The sequence below is a fragment of the Vibrio sp. RM-41-2B genome (assembly GCF_024744415.1).
GTDB classification, from domain to species: Bacteria; Pseudomonadota; Gammaproteobacteria; order Enterobacterales; family Vibrionaceae; genus Vibrio; species Vibrio diabolicus.
Genome location: NZ_JAMQWD010000016.1, coordinates 146,667 through 164,902, shown reverse-complemented (window position 1 = coordinate 164,902; position 18,236 = coordinate 146,667). Strand labels below are relative to the sequence as shown.

Below are 18,236 nucleotides of genomic sequence, written 5' to 3'. Positions count from 1 at the left end.
AAGGGTAATGCCCTGATGTTGACGAAAGTTGATATCGAAAACTGCGCGTCCTTAGCTCAGCTGGATAGAGTACCTGGCTACGAACCAGGCGGTCGGAGGTTCGAATCCTCCAGGACGCGCCATTTACTGAAAAAGCCTCGCAATTGCGAGGCTTTTTTGTATCTGGACATCAGGAACTATAGCCTAGAGTTGTTAGAGGCGAGGTCCTTCTTTTCCAAAAGCGAATATGTGCTTATCTAAGCAATTTGGAATAAAGTTTCAGCTGTAGTTTGTGAATCCATCCTTACTATCTCTCCTGTATATTAATTTCCGTTTCTTTCACTTCAACTGTTTACATGTAACTTCTTTGTTTTTTATTTGTTTATTAATTGTTATAAAATGACATCCTTTTGTTTTTATTGGTTTTTATGTGTAAATCTCGATTTGGTTTTGAAATCCAAATCGCAGTTTTTATTTATGTCCTCCTTTACTCTGTTCGTAAGGAGATAGCAGATTCGCAGTAATTATTTTGTCATGAACTGTGATCTGGGTAGTGAATAAATAATCATTTATCAGGATTATTACAAACCTTCCTTAAACAAAATTGACAAAATTTAACCAATCGAGATAATCCATTGGTCGGGATTTGACGCTATTAAAGTCCTGCACGTTGTCAGGATGACAAAGAAAGGAAGCAACATGACTAATATAGGAAGCCTGCTAGTAGATGCGGCCACCCTGATGCTAACGGGGATGGCGGTCGTATTTATTTTCCTCACTATTCTTGTTTATCTCGTTCGGCTAATGTCGAAATTGGTACCAGAAGAAGTACCAGAGCCGATCGCAGCACCAAAAACAAATACTAATATTCAATCAACCTCTTCAGCTGTTAGTCCACAAGTAGTGGCGGCGATCTCGGCTGCGATTCATAAACATCGCGCCTCATTCGCGAAGTAGCCGAACCAGGATTAAAAAGGAGTTTAAGAGCATGTCTAAACCACTAGCTATTACAGATGTGGTCCTTCGTGATGCCCATCAATCACTATTTGCTACGCGTATGCGTATTGAGGATATGCTGCCTATCGCAGCTGAGTTGGATAAGGTTGGTTACTGGTCTCTAGAGACTTGGGGTGGCGCAACGTTTGATTCTTGTATTCGATTCTTAGGGGAAGATCCTTGGGAGCGTTTACGTGAGTTGAAAAAAGCGATGCCTAATACGCCAATGCAAATGCTACTGCGTGGTCAAAACCTTTTAGGATACCGCCATTATGCCGACGACGTAGTAGAGAAGTTCGTTGAACGCGCACATGCTAACGGTATGGACGTGTTCCGTATCTTTGATGCAATGAATGACGTGCGAAACTTCCAGAAGGCCGTTAAAGCAACGGTCGATGTTGGCGCACATGCCCAAGGTACATTGTCTTACACAACAAGCCCTGTGCATAACGCAGACACTTGGGTTGACTTGGCAAAACGCCTAGAGGATTTAGGTTGTCATTCACTGTGTATTAAAGATATGTCTGGCTTACTCAAGCCTTATGAAGCGGAAGAGCTTATTACGCGTATCAAAGCGTCTTGTGATGTGCCATTAGCACTTCATTGTCACGCGACGACAGGCTTGTCTACTGCGACAGCGGTAAAAGCAGTTGAAGCTGGTATTGATATTCTCGATACAGCGATTTCTTCAATGAGTTGTACCTATGGTCACACACCGACTGAAACGGTAGTCGCGATGCTAGAAGGAACCGAGCGAGATACGAATTTGAAGCTCGAGCAACTAGAACCTATCGCCGCGTATTTCCGTGAAGTACGTAAGAAGTACGCGAAGTGGGAAGGTCAGTTGAAAGGTGTAGACTCTCGCATCCTGATTGCTCAAGTGCCTGGCGGCATGCTGACTAACATGGAAGGCCAGTTGAAAGAACAGGGCGCGGCGGATCGCATTGATGAAGTCTTAGAAGAGATCCCTCGTGTTCGCGAAGATCTTGGTTTCATTCCATTGGTGACTCCAACTTCGCAGATCGTCGGAACGCAAGCGGTGATTAACGTGCTTACTGGCGAACGCTATAAGAGCATTACTAAGGAAACCGCTGGTCTATTGAAAGGCGAATACGGTCAAGCGCCAGCCGAGTTAAATGCAGAGCTGCAAGCTAAAGTACTTGATGGCAAAGAGCCTATTACTTGTCGTCCTGCCGATTTGCTTGAGCCTGAAATGGAGACGCTTACTGTTGATCTGATGGAGAAAGCGAAATCAGAGGGTATTAAGCTAGCAAGCGAGCGTGTTGATGATGTACTTACTTATGCGCTTTTCCCTCAAGTTGGTCTCAAGTTCCTTAAGAATCGTGAAAACCCAGAAGCATTTGAACCTGCACCAACGCTAGAAGCCGCGAAGCCTGCTGTACCTGCGGCGCAAACAGCAACTGGCGGCGTAGAAACTTATAGCGTACGTGTTGACGGACAGGTGTATGAGGTGGAAGTCGGTCCTCAAGGCGAGCTAACCTCTGTCGCTCCTTCTGCGGCGCCTGCAAAATCGACGGCACCTAGCGCACCTTCTAGCGCTTCTGCTGAAGCGGTGCCTGCTCCTCTTGCCGGTAACATCTTTAAAGTGAATGTTCAGCCTGGTGCTGAAGTGGCTGAAGGCGATGTACTACTGATTCTTGAAGCAATGAAGATGGAAACAGAAGTGCGTGCGGCGCGTGGTGGTGTTGTCCAAGAGTTGAACGTTAAAGAAGGCGATGCTGTCACAGTAGGTGCGCCTCTGTTGAGCCTGGCGTAAGGGAGTATCATGGACGGATTGTTAACCCTTTGGGCAGAAACAGGGATCGCTAACTTCGAGTTCGGCCAAATCTGTATGATGCTGGTTGGTTGTACCTTGCTGTTTTTGGCAATCAAAAAAGGCTTTGAGCCTTTACTGTTATTGCCGATTGGTTTTGGTGCTATCTTGGCGAATATTCCAAATGCTGGCTTTACTGAGCCTGGCGGCTTGCTCTACTACGTTTACTACATTGGGATTGAATCGGGTGTGTTCCCGTTGTTGATCTTCATGGGTGTGGGTGCGATGACCGACTTTGGTGCTTTGATCGCAAACCCAAAAACGTTGTGGCTAGGTGCGGCAGCTCAGTTTGGTATTTTTGCGACACTGTTTGGCGCTATTTTGCTCAACTATGTACCTGGTATGGAGTTCTCCATGGCGGATGCATCGTCTATCGCCATCATCGGTGGTGCGGATGGCCCAACGGCGATTTTCTTAGCAAGTAAGTTATCACCAGACCTGCTTGGTGCGATTGCTGTAGCCGCGTACAGCTACATGGCTTTAGTGCCAATCATTCAGCCGCCAATCATGAAGGCGCTAACCACTAAGGAAGAACGTGAGATTCAAATGGCGCAACTGCGTCACGTGGGTAAATGGGAAAAGGTATTGTTCCCGATGGCAGTATTACTCATGACGATTCTTTTCCTACCTTCAGCAACGCCTCTTGTCGGTATGTTCTGTCTTGGTAACTTAATGCGTGAAGCGGGTGTGGTCGATCGTCTATCGAAAACCGCACAAAATGAGCTGATCAACATCGTGACGATCTTCTTGGGCTTAGGGGTTGGCTCGAAGCTGCAAGCGGATCAATTCCTGAACTTAGAAACATTAGGCATTCTAGGGCTTGGTGCGGTTGCGTTTAGTATTGGTACGGGTGCTGGTGTGCTAATGGCTAAGTTGCTTAACAAGTTCTCGAAAGAAGACATCAACCCACTTATCGGTGCGGCTGGCGTTTCTGCGGTACCAATGGCCGCGCGTGTGGTGAACAAAGTCGGCTTACAAGCTAACCCGCAAAACTTCTTGTTGATGCATGCGATGGGACCAAACGTTGCAGGTGTATTGGGATCAGCGGTTGCCGCTGGTATCTTGCTAGCACTTGTCGGCTAGTCATTACCGAAAATGGAATGATCAACCAATTTACAAAATCACGATTAACTTCGGTTAACAAAATGGTTTATAGTCAAAGGGATGCTTTCGCATCCCTTTTTGTTTTCTTGCAGGGAATGGTTTATGGAACACAAACAGATCGTTATCACTGAATTTGGTGATGCCAACGTACTCGCGATTCAACATGCTTCTACACCATCACCACAGCCTGGTGAAGTCTTAGTAAAAGTCGCTTTTTCAGGCGTAAACCCTATTGATGTTAAAACTCGAGCCGGACTCGGTTGGGCAGCTGCGCAGAACAAGGATAATTTACCTTGGGTACCAGGTTATGACATCTCAGGAAAAGTCGTGTCCTGTGGAGACGGGGCGTCGCGTTTTAATGATGGTGATGAGGTGGCTGGATTTATCGGTTTCCCAGTCCGAGGCGGTGGGTACAGTCAGTACGTATGTGTTCCAGAAGCTGAGTTAAGTCATGTTCCCAGTTCAGTTACTTTAGAGGCTGCAGCAGCATTACCGTTGGCTGGCCAAACTGCGGCACAAGCACTCAGCAAAGCCAATGTGACAGAAAACGATCGCGTACTTATCCTCGCAGGAGCCGGTGGCGTTGGACACCTAGCGGTACAAATCGCGGTCGCGACTAAAGCGGAAGTCTTTACAACCTGCAGTGAACGAAATTTAGACTACCTGGCTACCCTTGGCGCTCACGCAGTGAACTATCAATTTGCACCAGTGTCAGAACGTGTTGAAGACGTTGATGTTTTGATTGATTTAGTAGGTGGAGATGCCGCGTTAGATGCGCTTAAATGCCTGAAAGACGGTGCGAGAGTCATAACCGTTCCAACCATCACAGCTGAGCTGATTTGTGAAAAAGCCAAACTCCTAGGCTTTGAGGCTAACGGCATGTTGGTTGAGCCAGATCCAGCGCAATTAGATACCTTGTTGTACATGGTTGGCGTTGGTTTACTGAAGACTGAAATTCAACAGGTTTATCCGATGAGTGATGTGATTGCTGCTCACCAGCAAGTTGAATCAGGAAGAACCAGAGGCAAGGTGTTGCTTGATATGACATGCTAGAAGCATTTAATACGAGCTTTGAAAGTTTAGCGCTTTGGTTTTCAGATTCAGCATTATGGGTGCTTTTCATGACCGGTTTTCTCAGTGCCACTTTGTTACCTGGTGGCTCTGAGGCGGGCTTAGTTGCCACTCTCTCATTAAATCAATATTCCGTTTCGTCAATTATTATGGTCGCCACTATCGGCAATACGCTTGGTGGCTTAACAAATTATTGGCTTGGCTTGTGGATTCCCAACAAAGCGCAAGAAGAAAAGCACGGTCATACCGCATTAAAGTGGCTGTCAAAGTATGGCTATTGGGGATTATTTTTTAGCTGGTTACCCGTGATTGGAGACCCGCTGTGTTTAGCCGCAGGGTGGCTGAGAATGAAGTTTCTGCCTTGCGTGATTTTAATATTTTTAGGAAAGGCTGCTAGGTATAGCTTACTTGCGGCCATCTATCTCGGATTATTTTAAGGAAAGTACATGAAGATGTTTTGGGTTGGCGCGTGTTCACTTTTGGTGATCACGGGCTGTGCATCAAATACGCCAGTTTCATCACTGCCGAAAGGGGTAACTTTCGTCGAGTCATCGAAAGCGGAAGAAGGCAAAGTAAAGATTCCATACCAAAAGTATAAACTCGATAATGGTTTAACGGTGATATTAGCTCCTGAAGATTCCGACCCATTGGTCCATGTGGATGTGACTTACCATGTTGGTTCGGCTCGTGAAGAGGTGGGTAAGTCTGGTTTTGCGCATTTCTTTGAGCACATGATGTTCCAAGGTTCAGAGAACGTTGGTGACCAAGAGCACTTCAGAATCATCACAGAGGCTGGCGGTACGTTAAATGGTACGACAAACCGTGATCGTACTAACTACTTTGAAACTGTCCCGGCTAACCAGCTAGAGAAAATGCTGTGGTTAGAGTCTGACCGTATGGGCTTTTTGCTGGATGCGGTTTCTCAACGCAAATTTGAAATTCAGCGTTCTACTGTAAAAAATGAGCGAGCTCAGCGTTACGATAATCGTCCTTATGGCTTAATTTGGGAGCGCATGTCTGAAGCGCTATATCCTGAAGGTCATCCGTATTCGTGGCAAACTATTGGTTATGTTGAAGATCTTGATCGTGTTGATGTGAACGATCTCAAAGCGTTTTTCTTACGTTGGTATGGCCCAAACAATGCGACTATCACTATCGGTGGGGACTTAGACGTTGAACAAACTCTTGAGTGGGTAAATAAGTACTTCGGTTCGATTCCTCGTGGGCCAGAGGTTGAAAATGCGCCGAAACAACCTGCAAAACTGCAAGAAGACAAATACATCACGCTAGAAGATCGCATTCAACAACCGATGGTGATGATCGCGTGGCCAACAACTTACAACGGCGAAGAAAGCCAAGCGTCTCTCGACACGCTATCTGAAGTGCTAGGTGGCGGTACAAACAGCGTGCTCTACCAAGACTTAGTCAAGACTCAAAAAGCCGTCGATGCGGGCTCATTCCATGACTGTGCAGAACTGGCGTGTAACTTTTACGTTTATGCAATGGGTGACTCTGGGGACAAAGGCGACCTATCAAAACTGTACGACGAGCTTTTACAGTCACTCAATCAGTTTGCTGAAAAAGGCGTGACAGAAGATCGCCTTGAACAATTGAAGGGTAAGGCGGAAGCGGATGCTATCTTTGCATTAGAAAGCGTTAAAGGCAAAGTAACGCAGTTGGCTTCCAACGAGACATTTTTCGGCGATCCTGATCGTCTTGAGCAACAGCTTGAGCAGATCCGCGCAGTCACGCCTGCATCGGTAGAAAAAGCGTATACGGATTTTATCCAAGGTAAGAACAAAGTGACCCTAAGCGTGGTACCAAAAGGAAAAACTGACCTTGTCGTAAAACCAGCGACCTTTGTGACGCCAAAGCGTACGCTACCAGAATACGAGAAGATCACTGATGATCAATTGGCGTATCGTCGTGCGACCGATAACTTCGATCGCTCTGTGCAACCGCCTGTAGGGGAGCCAGTGAAAGCGACGATGCCTGAGTTGTACGAGCTTCATTTCAATAATGGCTCGGAATTGCTTGGTGCGGTTAGCGATGAAACACCAACGGTCATGATGCAGTTTAGTTTACCTGCGGGAACACGTTTTGTTGAAAAGGGCAAAGAAGGTCTTGCCCAGTTGACCGCAGCAATGTTGCAAGAAGGCACAACGAAACGTAGTGTCGAAGAGATTCAAGCTGAGCTCGATAAACTAGGTAGTGTCATCTCCGTGAATGCAACGGGCTACACAACAAACATCAGCGTTTCTGCTTTAGAAAAGAACTTAGAGCCGACGTTGAAAATTGTCGAAGAGATGTTGCTGTCTCCTGCATTTAAGCAAGCAGACTTCGAGCGTGTGAAGATGCAAGCGCTAGAAGGTCTTGTGTATGAGCATCAAAACCCAAGTTGGATGGCATCACAAGCGACTCGCCAGGTGCTTTATGGGGACTCTGTCTTTGCTCGACCAAAAGACGGCACGCAAGCAGGTGTTAGTGCACTAACGTTGGATGATGTCCGTGAATTCTACTCGAAGCATTACACGCCACAAAGTGCGCAAATCGTCGTTGTTGGTGACATTGACCAACAGGAAATTGAACAGCAACTGACGTTCTGGAAAAACTGGCAGGATGAAGCTGCGCCATTGTATGCACCGCAAAGCATCGCTGCATTAGGTGAGCAAAAGATCCATCTTGTTGATAAACCAGGTGCACCACAAAGTGTGGTCATGATGGTTCGTCAGGGTATGCCTTACGATGCAACGGGCGATTTTTACCTAAGCCAACTGGCAAACTTCAACTTAGCTGGAAACTTCAATAGCCGCATTAACCAAAACCTACGTGAAGACAAGGGTTACACATACGGCGCTTACGGCTACTTCTCTGGAAATCCAGAAACTGGCTCGGTTGTTTTCACCGCGCAAGTACGAGCGGATGCAACGGTTGCTTCTATCATTGAGATGGAAAATGAGCTAAATGAATACTCGCAGTCAGGAATTACTGATGAAGAGATGAAATTTATGCGTCAAGCGGTCGGTCAAAAAGATGCACTGAAATATGAAACGCCAACACAAAAAGCGGAACTCATTAGTGATATTCTTAAGTACAACCTCGATCAAGATTACTTGCAGCAAAGAAACGCTATCGTAGAAAAAGTTGATAAGCAGACTTTGAATGCACTGGCTCAAAAGTGGTTTGATCCAAATGACTATCAAATTATCGTCGTTGGTGATGCTAAATCACTGCGTCCTCAATTAGAAAAGTTGGGGAAAGACGTAGAAGAGCTTGAAATCATTCGATAGAGTACACATTTAATAGCGGAGAAACGTTTCTCCGCTATTCATCTAGATAAGCGACTTTTCGTGGGTTATTTATCTAGATGCATTAAATATCAATAACTTAGCTTACGCTTGTCCTTTGTGACAAGTGTCCTGCTCCCAATATAAGCGAACCTCATTTTGACTGATTTTGCTGCGCGACTAAAAAAAGTTGCATCAAACCCCGAAGTATTTAAGCAGTTTGGACGCGGTGTTGAGCGAGAAACTTTGCGCTATCGTCAGGATGGACATCTAGCAACAACACCTCATCCAGAGGGGTTAGGCTCAGCGTTCACAAACCAATGGATCACGACTGATTTTTCTGAATCATTGTTAGAGTTCATTACTCCTGTGTCACATGAAATTCCAGAACTGATGGCACAACTGAAAGATATCCATCACTTCACGCAGACAAAAATGGGTGAAGAAAAGATGTGGCCTCTTTCTATGCCATGTTATGTCGGCTCGGAAGAGGATATTCAGCTTGCTCAGTACGGCTCTTCGAATGCAGCAAAAATGAAAACCCTGTACCGAGAAGGCCTAAAACGCCGCTATGGCAGCCTGATGCAAATCATCTCAGGTGTGCATTTTAACTTCTCGTTCCCTGAGACATTTTGGGATGCGCTATTCGGCGAGCAAGATGAACAAGCCCGCCAAGATGCTAAGTCTGATGCCTACTTTGCGCTGATCCGTAACTACTACCGTTTTGGTTGGATGATTCCGTATTTCTTCGGTGCATCGCCAGCGTTATGCGGCTCTTTTATTCAAGGTCGTGAAACCGATCTGCCATTCGAGAAAATTGGCGGCACTTTGTATTTGCCGAAATCGACGTCTTTGCGTTTGAGCGATCTGGGCTACACCAATAGTGCGCAAAGTATACTGAAAATTGGCTTTAACAGCATTGATCAGTATCTGGATGGTTTGAGCGATGCGATTCGTCACCCATCAGAAGAGTTTGCGAAAATAGGCGTCAAAGTGGACGGTGAATACCGCCAGCTTAATTCCAATATTTTACAAATTGAGAACGAGCTATACGCTCCAATTCGCCCGAAACGCGTGTCGAAAAGTGGTGAGAAACCTTCAGATGCGTTACGACGCGGTGGGGTTGAGTACATTGAAGTTCGCTCTCTAGACGTTAACCCATTCAGCGCAGTGGGGTTGGATGAAGAGCAAGTACGATTCCTTGATCTCTTCCTGACTTGGGCGGCCTTGTCAGACTCGGATCCAATGGACAACTGTGAATTAGAGTGTTGGCGCGACAACTGGAACAAAGTCATTGTTTCTGGTCGTGAAAAAGGGCTAATGCTGCAAATTGGTTGCCAAGGTGAACGTCTATCTCTGCAAGATTGGGCGCATCGAGTTTTTGTCGAGCTGCGTCAGATAGCACAGCAAATGGATATGGCTGCTGGTGGCAGTGCATACCAAGATGTGTGTAATAAACTCGAGACATGGGTTGATAACCCAGAACTAACGATTTCAGGTCAACTATTAGAGCTGACGAAAGAGCTTGGTGGGTTAGGTAAAGTCGGCTGTGCGCTTGGCATGAAGTACCGCGAGGAAAATCTAGCTCACGGTTATCAGTACTACTCGCAAGATACGATGGAAACGGAAGTGGCGTCGTCAGTAGAAAAGCAAAAGCAAGCGGAACAAAGTGACACGCTATCTTTTGATGATTTTTTGGGAGATTACTTTGCTTATTTGAAGCAGTAGTGAATAGGTAAAGGTTGGGTGGGATTGAACATTAAACCGTTAGTAGTATCGGTACTCGGAAGCATGTTACTTGCAGGTTGTGCCACGGCACCGCCAAAGCAGCAGAATAATTTATGTGAGATATTTCGAGAGAAATCCGGCTGGTATGATGATGCCAAAGATATGGAAGAAAAGTGGGGAACCCCCATTCATGTCGCTATGGCTATCATTAAACAAGAAAGCAGCTTTCGGCACGATGCGAAACCACCCAAAGACTATTTATTGGGATTTATCCCTTGGGGACGAGTCAGCAGTGCGTATGGTTACGCTCAAGCTCAAGATCCTGCTTGGGAAGATTTCCAAGATGCGACGGGTCAGGGCGGTTCTCGTACCAACTTTGATGATTCAATGATGTTTGTCGGTTGGTATACTCACGAAACGAGGCGCCAACTAGGGATTTCGTTATGGGACCCATACAGTCAATATCTGGCTTATCATGAAGGTCGAGGTGGGTACAAGCGAGGTACTTATAAGCGAAAGCCCAGCTTGCTCAAAGTCGCTCGACGTGTTGAACAAACTGCAAAAACTTATGGCTGGCAGCTGAAGCAATGTCGTCAGGAATTGGAAGACAACAGCAGCTGGTTCTTTTAACCTACAGCCTGTTTATGTGCTGTAGGGATGAATGACATTTATCCAGTACCGAGAGGTATTGGAGTTACAATCAGGAGAGATGTAATGCCTTTACTCGATAGTTTTACCGTGGACCACACTCGCATGAATGCACCGGCAGTGCGAGTGGCGAAGACCATGCAGACCCCAAAAGGGGACACGATTACTGTCTTCGATTTACGCTTTACCGCGCCAAACAAAGACATCCTTTCTGAAAAAGGTATCCATACACTAGAGCACCTTTATGCAGGTTTTATGCGCAATCACCTAAACAGCGATTCTGTTGAGATCATCGATATTTCGCCTATGGGTTGCCGCACCGGCTTTTACATGAGCCTGATTGGCACTCCATCAGAGCAGCAAGTAGCGGATGCTTGGATTGCGGCCATGGAAGACGTACTAAAGGTAGAAAGCCAGAACAAGATCCCTGAACTCAACGAATACCAATGTGGCACGGCAGCGATGCACTCTTTAGAAGAAGCACAACAGATCGCAAAGAGCATTTTGGATGCTGGTGTATCGGTGAACAAAAATGATGAACTTGCTTTGCCTGAATCGATGCTAAAAGAGCTGCGCATCGACTAGTTGCTAAAAACTTATCAAGAAGCATATTTATCCAGAACTAAAAAGAGCCTGACATGATCAGGCTCTTTTATTTTTTATCGTTGAGTTTTTCTCATCGTGATTTGTAGATAGGTGGCTATTTTTTCTTTTTAGGATAAACACGAACGAGCTTGATGCGGTTTTCTTCAATCTCAACAAGCTCCATTGGATGACCAGCCACTCTCACGCTTAAATGGCTCTCTGGAATATCTTCCAGGTGTTCCAAAATAAGACCGTTTAACGTTCTTGGGCCATCCGTTGGTAAATCCCATTTCAGGCCTTTGTTAATATCTCGGATATTGGTGCTGCCTTCAATGAGGAAGCTTCCGTCACCTTGAGGACTGATTTCATCAGAAAGGCTTGGAGAAATCGAGGTCGTGAATTCGCCAATGATCTCTTCCAGAATATCTTCCAATGTCACCAAGCCAATAATGTCACCATACTCATCAACAATCAGACCAATACGCTGTTTGTTGCGTTGGAACTTTAACATTTGCACGTTCAGTGGCGTACCTTCCGGGATGTAATAGACTTCATCCGCAGCACGTAATAGCGTCTCTTTATTGAACTCGTTTTTTTCCAGCATCAGGCGGTAAGCTTCACGCAGGCGCAGCATGCCAACCACTTCATCAATTTGGTCACGATAAAAAACAATGCGTCCATGTGGTGAGTGGGTAAGCTGACGAACGATGGATTTCCAGTCATCATTAATATCGATACCGGTAATCTCATTGCGTGGCACCATGATGTCGTTCACAGTGACGTGCTCAAGATCCAAAATAGATACCAACATGTCTTGGTGTCGGCGAGGGATCAATCCGCCAGCTTCGTTTACTACGGTACGCAGCTCATCGGAACTAAGATGGTCTTCTACTGAGTGATCGGCTTTTACGCCAAGTAAACGAATAAAGCCATTCGTAATAAAGTTAACGAGCATCACCAAAGGCGATAGTAACTTCATCAATATGGTCAGTAGGATACTGCTCGCGTAAGACACGCGTTCAGGGTACAGCGCTGCAATTGTTTTTGGGGTAACTTCAGCAAAAACCAATACAACCATAGTCAGTGCACCGGTTGCGATAGCGACACCTAAATCACCATACAAACGCATACCAATAATGGTCGCGATGGCGGACGCGAGAATATTAACGAGGTTGTTGCCGATAAGAATAAGACCAATCAAACGATCTGGACGGTCTAATAGCCTTTCGACTCGCTTAGCGCCTTTATGCCCATTTTTGGCTAAGTGCTTTAAGCGATAACGGTTCAGAGACATCATCCCTGTTTCTGAGCCGGAAAAGTAACCTGATATGACGATAAGACACGCGAGTAGCGCAAACAAGATACCCGTAGAGATGTCGTCCAAAACGTTGCTGTTCCTTGTAAGTATTGGGTTATATAACGGTTGAGTAAGTCCGTTAAGTCAAAGGGTTAAGGCGTACTGTATTTTATCTAGCCTAAAATATAAAGGATAGGAGCCCTAGAGCTCCTTAATTCAAGATGATTTCTTTCACAAAGCGACTGCCAAAATACGCCAGAGTTAACAGCGTTGCCCCTGCGACAGCGAACCAAGTAACTTTTCTACCACGCCAACCTTTTTGATAATGACCCCAAAGCAGTATTGAGTACACAATCCAAGCGATGAAAGAAAGAATGCCTTTATGCGCTTTACCTTGAGCAAACATATCCTGCACAAAGACAAAGCCAGTAATGAGCGTGCCAGTTAACAATAAATTACCGATCAAAATAATTTTGAATAGCTGACGCTCTACCATTAATAAAGGCGGCAGGTTTGGGTTAATCGCCAAAGATTTTTTTGTTTTCAGTTTGTGATCCAACCAAGCCAGCTGAAGTGCGTAGAGTGCACCGATAGTTAAAGTTGCGTATGAGAACAGCGCAAAAGAAATGTGAATGAGTAGCTTAGGGTCATTCTCTAGGTGCTTGATAAACGTGCTTGGCAAAAATGTGGCAGCAGATAAATTGATGGCAGCAAAGCTATAAACGACAGGCAATAAAAACCACAACCGATTTTTCAACATAGCAAGGCTCATGACCAGAGAAATAATAAAACTGATCAAAGAGGCTACGTTTAGAATACTAAGGTTTTGACCTGAACCATCAAAAATCAGATCACTCAAAATCCACGCATGAAAAACAAGCGCACAGGCAGCACTAGCAAACACTGTTTTTGCTTTGATTCCTGACTGCTGTGAGAGTCCGGGTATGATGGTCGCAATCGCCAAAACATAAAGTATGGCGGCCGCGATGGCTATTAAGCTATCCATGAATCCTAAATATTATTGTGCACAATGAGGAAATTATACCTTGCATTACACTTTGGGGCTACGTTATATCCGACATCAATCGTGAGAGATGAGATATTGAAATTAATAAGTTACCGCACCATATAGAAATAGAGACAAGAATAGAGCAGCGGTACGGGTATGACTCAGACCTTGGCTAATGTATACTCACACTAATTAATCGCCATTTTAGCGAAGAGACAAAGATGTTTGAGAATTTAACGGATCGATTATCCAAAACGCTGAAAAATATCAGTGGCAAAGGTCGTCTGACCGAAGACAACATTAAAGAGACCCTACGTGAAGTACGAATGGCCTTACTTGAAGCTGACGTTGCGCTTCCGGTTGTTCGTGAATTTGTTAACCGCGTTAAAGAAAAAGCGGTAGGTGTAGAAGTTTCTAAATCTCTGACTCCTGGTCAGGAATTTATCAAGATCGTTCAAACAGAACTTGAAGCCGTAATGGGTGAGTCGAATGAGGCGCTAAACCTTGCCGCTCAACCACCTGCTGTGCTTCTTATGGCGGGTCTACAAGGTGCGGGTAAAACCACATCGGTAGGTAAGCTATCTAAGCTTTTAAAAGAACGTGACAAGAAGAAAGTCTTGGTTGTGTCTGCCGACGTTTACCGCCCTGCGGCAATCAAGCAGCTTGAAACGCTGGCGTCAGACATCGGTGTTGACTTCTTCCCATCATCTCCAGACCAGAAGCCTATTGATATCGCCAATGCAGCGATTGACCATGCGAAGAAAAAATTCTACGACGTATTGATTGTCGATACCGCAGGTCGCTTAGCGATTGATGAAGAGATGATGGGGGAGATCAAAGATCTTCACGCAGCTATCAACCCAGTAGAAACGCTATTTGTTGTTGACGCTATGACGGGTCAAGACGCAGCAAATACAGCAAAAGCCTTTGGCGATGCGCTACCTCTTACCGGTGTAGTTCTAACTAAAGTTGATGGTGATGCTCGTGGTGGTGCGGCACTGTCAGTACGCCATGTAACGGGTAAACCAATCAAATTCTTGGGTGTCGGTGAAAAAACTGACGCGCTAGAACCGTTCCATCCAGATCGTGTTGCTTCACGTATTCTTGGCATGGGTGACGTTCTGTCTTTAATTGAAGACCTTCAACGCAACGTTGACCAAGAAAAAGCAGAAAAGCTGGCGAAGAAGTTCAAAGAGAAGAAAGGTTTCGACCTTGAAGATTTCCGTGAACAGCTAGGCCAGATGCAAAACATGGGCGGCATGATGGGCATGATGGATAAGCTTCCAGGTATGTCTCAGCTACCAGACAATGTGAAAGACAAAGTCGATGACAAGATGTTCAAGCAGATGGAAGCGATCATCAGCTCCATGACAATGAAAGAACGTCAACGCCCAGAGATTATCAAAGGCTCACGCAAGAAACGTATTGCGGCTGGTTCTGGTGTGCAGGTTCAAGACGTAAACCGCTTACTAAAACAGTTCACCCAAATGCAGAAGATGATGAAAAAGATGCAAAAAGGTGGCATGAAAGGCATGATGCGCAACATGCAAGGCATGATGGGCGGCATGGGTGGAGGCGGTGGCTTCAACCCATTTGGTCGTTAATTAATCGATCACGCATCGATTCAGGGTGTTAGGTACGTCACAAACTTTAAATTCAATTTATGTTGGTGAAAAAGTAACTAAACTCCTTGCATTGCTCCGGGAGAAGAGTAAAATTCCGGAGCTTTATTTTGGCACGAGACCCCAAACTATTTAATTTCTTGAATGGTTTTTGGGGTTAATTTTATTTTTGAGAAAGCAAAGAGGACGACATGGTAACCATTCGTTTGGCACGTCACGGCGCTAAAAAGCGTCCATTTTATCAAATCGTAGTAGCGGACAGCCGCAACGCTGCAACTGGCCGTTTCATCGAGAAAGTTGGTTTCTTCAACCCAACTGCTAAAGGTCAAGAAGAAGGTCTACGTCTAGACCTAGACCGCGTTAACCACTGGGTTGGTCAAGGCGCGTCTGTATCTGACCGCGTTGCTAAGCTAGTTAAAGACGCTCAAAAAGCGGCTTAATTTTTTACTTGAAAAGTAGAAACTAGTTTATGTCGATGAAAGGTAAAGAAACAATGAGCAACGAAAAGATTGTTGTAGGCAAGTTTGGTGCTACTTACGGCATTCGAGGTTGGCTTAAGGTTTTTTCCTACACAGACAATGCTGAAAGCATTTTCGATTACAGCCCTTGGTATATTAACCAAAAGGGCAAGTGGGTTGAGTACAAAGTAGAAAGCTGGAAGCGCCATAACAAAGGTATGGTGGCTAAGCTGGAAGGCATGGATGTTCGTGAAGACGCGCATCTAATGACGAACTTTGAAATTGCTATTGACCCTGCGGTACTGCCTGAATTGTCAGAAGATGAGTTCTACTGGCGCGAATTGTTTGGGATGCAAGTTGTAACCACTAAAGGTTACGATCTAGGTGTCGTTACTGACATGCTAGAAACTGGCTCAAACGATGTTCTGGTTGTTAAAGCAAATCTTAAAGATGCTTTCGGGCAGAAGGAACGATTAATCCCGTTCCTTGAAGAGCAAGTGATCATTAATGTTGATCGCGAAGCTCAACGGATCGAAGTTGACTGGGATCCTGGATTCTAATCTCCAAAATTACAGAGCGAGATAAACATGTGGGTTGGCGTTATTAGCCTTTTTCCTGAAATGTTCCGTTCTGTTACTGATTTTGGAGTAACAGGTCAAGCGGTTAAAAAAGGTCTTTTGTCGATTGAGACTTGGAATCCTAGAGATTTTACTCACGACAAACATCGCACAGTCGATGACCGACCTTACGGTGGTGGCCCTGGTATGTTAATGATGGTTCAGCCTTTGCGCGATGCCATTCATACCGCGAAAGCAGCCTCACCGGGCAAGACGAAAGTCATCTACCTTTCTCCTCAAGGTCGCAAGCTCGACCAGAAAGGAGTGGAAGAACTGGCAACGAATGAGAACTTGCTTCTGATTTGTGGTCGTTATGAAGGGGTAGATGAGCGCATCATTCAATCTGAAGTCGACGAAGAATGGTCGATTGGTGATTTTGTGATGACGGGTGGTGAGATACCAGCCATGACGTTAATCGACTCTGTCTCTCGGTTTGTTCCGGGTGTACTAGGGGATTTCGCGTCAGCAGAAGAAGATTCTTTTGCAAATGGCTTGTTAGATTGCCCTCACTATACGCGTCCAGAAGTATTGGATGACAAAGAGGTACCAGCGGTACTGATGTCAGGCAATCACAAGGACATTCGTCAATGGCGACTAAAACAGTCGCTGGGCCGAACTTGGCTTAGAAGACCAGAGCTCCTGGAAAACCTAGCTCTGACTGACGAACAGGAACAATTACTTGCTGAGTTCATTAGTGAACATAACGCAAAGTAACCTAATTTATTTAGTATCAGTTTATTCTAGGAATTTAAAAAATGAGTAACATCATCAAAGCTCTTGAAGAAGAGCAAATGAAATCAGACCTACCTAAATTTGCACCAGGTGACACTGTTGTAGTTCAAGTTAAGGTAAAAGAAGGTGACCGTGAGCGTCTACAGGCTTTCGAAGGCGTTGTAATCGCAATCCGTAACCGTGGTCTACACTCTGCTTTCACTGTACGTAAAATCTCTAACGGTGAAGGTGTTGAGCGTACGTTCCAAACACACTCTCCAATCGTTGATAGCATCGAAGTTAAACGCCGTGGTGCAGTACGTCGTGCCAAGTTGTACTACCTACGTGAGCGTTCTGGTAAGTCTGCTCGTATCAAAGAGAAACTTGCTAAGAAGTAATGCTATAACTAGCGTTCTCATCTTAAACGGAGTCCTTTTAGGGCTCCGTTTTTTTATTTGCGTAATTAGCTTGCTCGTTTTCTTTTCACCCGACTTGTACTGTCGATGCTCATGCACTGGCATACTCTCCACGCTTCCGCCTTGCTCGAATAAAAATAGCTTTGCTAGATCATCAAAATAGTCAGAGTTGAAAAGGGGTGAATGAATACCGATTGCAGACCGCAATGGTTAAAATTCATCATTCTGAACAGCGAAGAAGTAGCGGGATTCAGAATCTATTAGCCGAAAGCACTAGTGTTTAAGTCGTCAACTTCAGAAGTGTCCTTGCTGTGAGTGGATTCCTGATGTCGCTATGGTTCCTCGGAATGATGGCAAATGATGACCAAAGATTACAGGGCTCCGCGGTTAAAATTCGTCATTCTGAACAGCGACGAAGGAGCGTGATTCAGAATCTACTAGTCGAAAATGCAAGTGTTTAAGTTGTTAGCTTCATCCTTGCTGTGAGTAGATTCCTGATGTCGCTATGGCTCCTCGGAATGACGACAAATGATGACCAAAGATTACAGGGCTCTGCGGTTAAAATTCGTCACTCTGGACAGCGACGAAAGAGCGTGATTTAGACTCCCCAAGAAGGAGCCTAGGATATTCCTTTACCCTAGTGCCTCAATTTAATACTGGTCTTCAGACCAGCCATCACTGTCGGACATATCGGGGGCGCCTGGGATGGTGTTTTCTTCATCTGCCCATTCACCAAAATCAATCATTTGGCATTGTTTACTGCAGAAAGGGCGATGAGGGCTTTGTTCTCCCCATTCTACGTCGGCGCCACATTGTGGGCATTGAACGATGGTAATTTTAGACATAGTTGAGCGTCCCATTACTAATTGGTGTT

General features: G+C 45.3%; 17 protein-coding genes and 1 tRNA gene. 15 read left to right on the top strand and 3 right to left on the bottom strand.

Going from position 1 to position 18,236, the window contains the following annotated elements:
- Positions 1–45: 45 nt before the first annotated feature.
- From NB463_RS12550 to luxS, 10 genes are all read left to right on the top strand, one after another.
- Positions 46–122, top strand: a tRNA-Arg gene (locus tag NB463_RS12550).
- A 556-nt stretch (positions 123–678) separates the two neighbouring features.
- A complete protein-coding gene (locus NB463_RS12545; RefSeq protein ID WP_005379932.1) occupies positions 679–936 on the top strand; it encodes an oxaloacetate decarboxylase subunit gamma in 258 nt (85 codons plus the stop codon).
- A 31-nt stretch (positions 937–967) separates the two neighbouring features.
- Entirely contained in the window at positions 968–2,752 is a 1,785-nt protein-coding gene (gene oadA, locus NB463_RS12540) for a sodium-extruding oxaloacetate decarboxylase subunit alpha (protein ID WP_199803557.1), read from the top strand.
- A 9-nt stretch (positions 2,753–2,761) separates the two neighbouring features.
- Positions 2,762–3,892: a sodium ion-translocating decarboxylase subunit beta gene (locus NB463_RS12535; protein WP_005396706.1), complete on the top strand. Its 1,131-nt coding sequence runs from the start codon at positions 2,762–2,764 to the stop codon at positions 3,890–3,892.
- A gap of 123 nt (positions 3,893–4,015) precedes the next feature.
- A complete protein-coding gene (locus NB463_RS12530; RefSeq protein WP_053809194.1) occupies positions 4,016–4,966 on the top strand; it encodes an NADP-dependent oxidoreductase in 951 nt (316 codons plus the stop codon).
- Positions 4,960–5,421, top strand: a complete 462-nt coding sequence (locus NB463_RS12525) for a YqaA family protein (RefSeq protein WP_005396704.1) — start codon at positions 4,960–4,962, stop codon at positions 5,419–5,421. Before NB463_RS12530 ends, NB463_RS12525 begins: the two co-directional genes overlap by 7 nt.
- A 9-nt stretch (positions 5,422–5,430) precedes the next feature.
- Positions 5,431–8,274: a M16 family metallopeptidase gene (locus tag NB463_RS12520; protein WP_150919419.1), complete on the top strand. Its 2,844-nt coding sequence runs from the start codon at positions 5,431–5,433 to the stop codon at positions 8,272–8,274.
- A 156-nt stretch (positions 8,275–8,430) separates the two neighbouring features.
- Positions 8,431–9,999, top strand: coding sequence for a glutamate--cysteine ligase (gene gshA, locus NB463_RS12515; RefSeq protein WP_258432227.1), 1,569 nt, complete (start codon positions 8,431–8,433; stop codon positions 9,997–9,999).
- 24 nt (positions 10,000–10,023) lie between these two features.
- On the top strand, positions 10,024–10,629 hold the full coding sequence (locus tag NB463_RS12510; protein ID WP_170891673.1) for a transglycosylase SLT domain-containing protein: 606 nt from the start codon (positions 10,024–10,026) through the stop codon (positions 10,627–10,629).
- Positions 10,630–10,713: 84 nt separating this feature from the next.
- Complete coding sequence (gene luxS / locus NB463_RS12505) at positions 10,714–11,232, top strand: S-ribosylhomocysteine lyase (protein ID WP_005396698.1); 519 nt, start codon at positions 10,714–10,716, stop codon at positions 11,230–11,232.
- Between the two features lie 115 nt (positions 11,233–11,347).
- On the opposite strand, the gene NB463_RS12500 is transcribed toward luxS, so the two are convergent.
- Positions 11,348–12,616, bottom strand: a complete 1,269-nt coding sequence (locus NB463_RS12500) for an HlyC/CorC family transporter (protein ID WP_005396696.1) — start codon at positions 12,614–12,616, stop codon at positions 11,348–11,350.
- Between the two features lie 124 nt (positions 12,617–12,740).
- A complete protein-coding gene (locus tag NB463_RS12495) occupies positions 12,741–13,535 on the bottom strand; it encodes a cytochrome C assembly family protein (protein ID WP_005396694.1) in 795 nt (264 codons plus the stop codon).
- 224 nt (positions 13,536–13,759) lie between these two features.
- Here NB463_RS12495 and ffh point away from each other — a divergent pair, with 224 nt between their 5' ends.
- The 5 genes from ffh (at position 13,760) to rplS (ending at position 17,344) form a co-directional block, all read left to right on the top strand.
- Positions 13,760–15,142 (top strand): signal recognition particle protein, encoded by a 1,383-nt coding sequence (gene ffh, locus NB463_RS12490; RefSeq protein WP_005385423.1) that lies wholly within the window; start codon positions 13,760–13,762, stop codon positions 15,140–15,142.
- Positions 15,143–15,351: 209 nt separating this feature from the next.
- Positions 15,352–15,600 (top strand): 30S ribosomal protein S16, encoded by a 249-nt coding sequence (rpsP, locus tag NB463_RS12485; protein ID WP_005379962.1) that lies wholly within the window; start codon positions 15,352–15,354, stop codon positions 15,598–15,600.
- Positions 15,601–15,629: 29 nt separating this feature from the next.
- Entirely contained in the window at positions 15,630–16,178 is a 549-nt protein-coding gene (gene rimM / locus NB463_RS12480; protein WP_005379964.1) for a ribosome maturation factor RimM, read from the top strand.
- 27 nt (positions 16,179–16,205) lie between these two features.
- Positions 16,206–16,949: a tRNA (guanosine(37)-N1)-methyltransferase TrmD gene (gene trmD / locus NB463_RS12475; RefSeq protein WP_005425529.1), complete on the top strand. Its 744-nt coding sequence runs from the start codon at positions 16,206–16,208 to the stop codon at positions 16,947–16,949.
- A gap of 41 nt (positions 16,950–16,990) precedes the next feature.
- Positions 16,991–17,344, top strand: a complete 354-nt coding sequence (rplS, locus tag NB463_RS12470) for a 50S ribosomal protein L19 (RefSeq protein WP_005379971.1) — start codon at positions 16,991–16,993, stop codon at positions 17,342–17,344.
- A gap of 668 nt (positions 17,345–18,012) precedes the next feature.
- On the opposite strand, the gene yacG is transcribed toward rplS, so the two are convergent.
- The gene (yacG, locus tag NB463_RS12465; protein WP_005396692.1) at positions 18,013–18,207 is read right to left on the bottom strand and encodes a DNA gyrase inhibitor YacG; all 195 of its coding nucleotides are present in this window, start codon (positions 18,205–18,207) and stop codon (positions 18,013–18,015) included.
- Between the last annotated feature and the right edge of the window lie 29 nt (positions 18,208–18,236).

Coding starts and splice junctions, on each gene's coding strand:
- NB463_RS12545 (WP_005379932.1), top strand. CDS start 679: ATGACTAATATAGGAAGCCTGCTAGTAGATGCGGCCACCCTGATGCTA.
- oadA (WP_199803557.1), top strand. CDS start 968: ATGTCTAAACCACTAGCTATTACAGATGTGGTCCTTCGTGATGCCCAT.
- NB463_RS12535 (WP_005396706.1), top strand. CDS start 2,762: ATGGACGGATTGTTAACCCTTTGGGCAGAAACAGGGATCGCTAACTTC.
- NB463_RS12530 (WP_053809194.1), top strand. CDS start 4,016: ATGGAACACAAACAGATCGTTATCACTGAATTTGGTGATGCCAACGTA.
- NB463_RS12525 (WP_005396704.1), top strand. CDS start 4,960: ATGCTAGAAGCATTTAATACGAGCTTTGAAAGTTTAGCGCTTTGGTTT.
- NB463_RS12520 (WP_150919419.1), top strand. CDS start 5,431: ATGAAGATGTTTTGGGTTGGCGCGTGTTCACTTTTGGTGATCACGGGC.
- luxS (WP_005396698.1), top strand. CDS start 10,714: ATGCCTTTACTCGATAGTTTTACCGTGGACCACACTCGCATGAATGCA.
- NB463_RS12495 (WP_005396694.1), bottom strand. CDS start 13,535: ATGGATAGCTTAATAGCCATCGCGGCCGCCATACTTTATGTTTTGGCG.
- ffh (WP_005385423.1), top strand. CDS start 13,760: ATGTTTGAGAATTTAACGGATCGATTATCCAAAACGCTGAAAAATATC.
- rpsP (WP_005379962.1), top strand. CDS start 15,352: ATGGTAACCATTCGTTTGGCACGTCACGGCGCTAAAAAGCGTCCATTT.
- rimM (WP_005379964.1), top strand. CDS start 15,630: ATGTCGATGAAAGGTAAAGAAACAATGAGCAACGAAAAGATTGTTGTA.
- trmD (WP_005425529.1), top strand. CDS start 16,206: ATGTGGGTTGGCGTTATTAGCCTTTTTCCTGAAATGTTCCGTTCTGTT.
- rplS (WP_005379971.1), top strand. CDS start 16,991: ATGAGTAACATCATCAAAGCTCTTGAAGAAGAGCAAATGAAATCAGAC.
- yacG (WP_005396692.1), bottom strand. CDS start 18,207: ATGTCTAAAATTACCATCGTTCAATGCCCACAATGTGGCGCCGACGTA.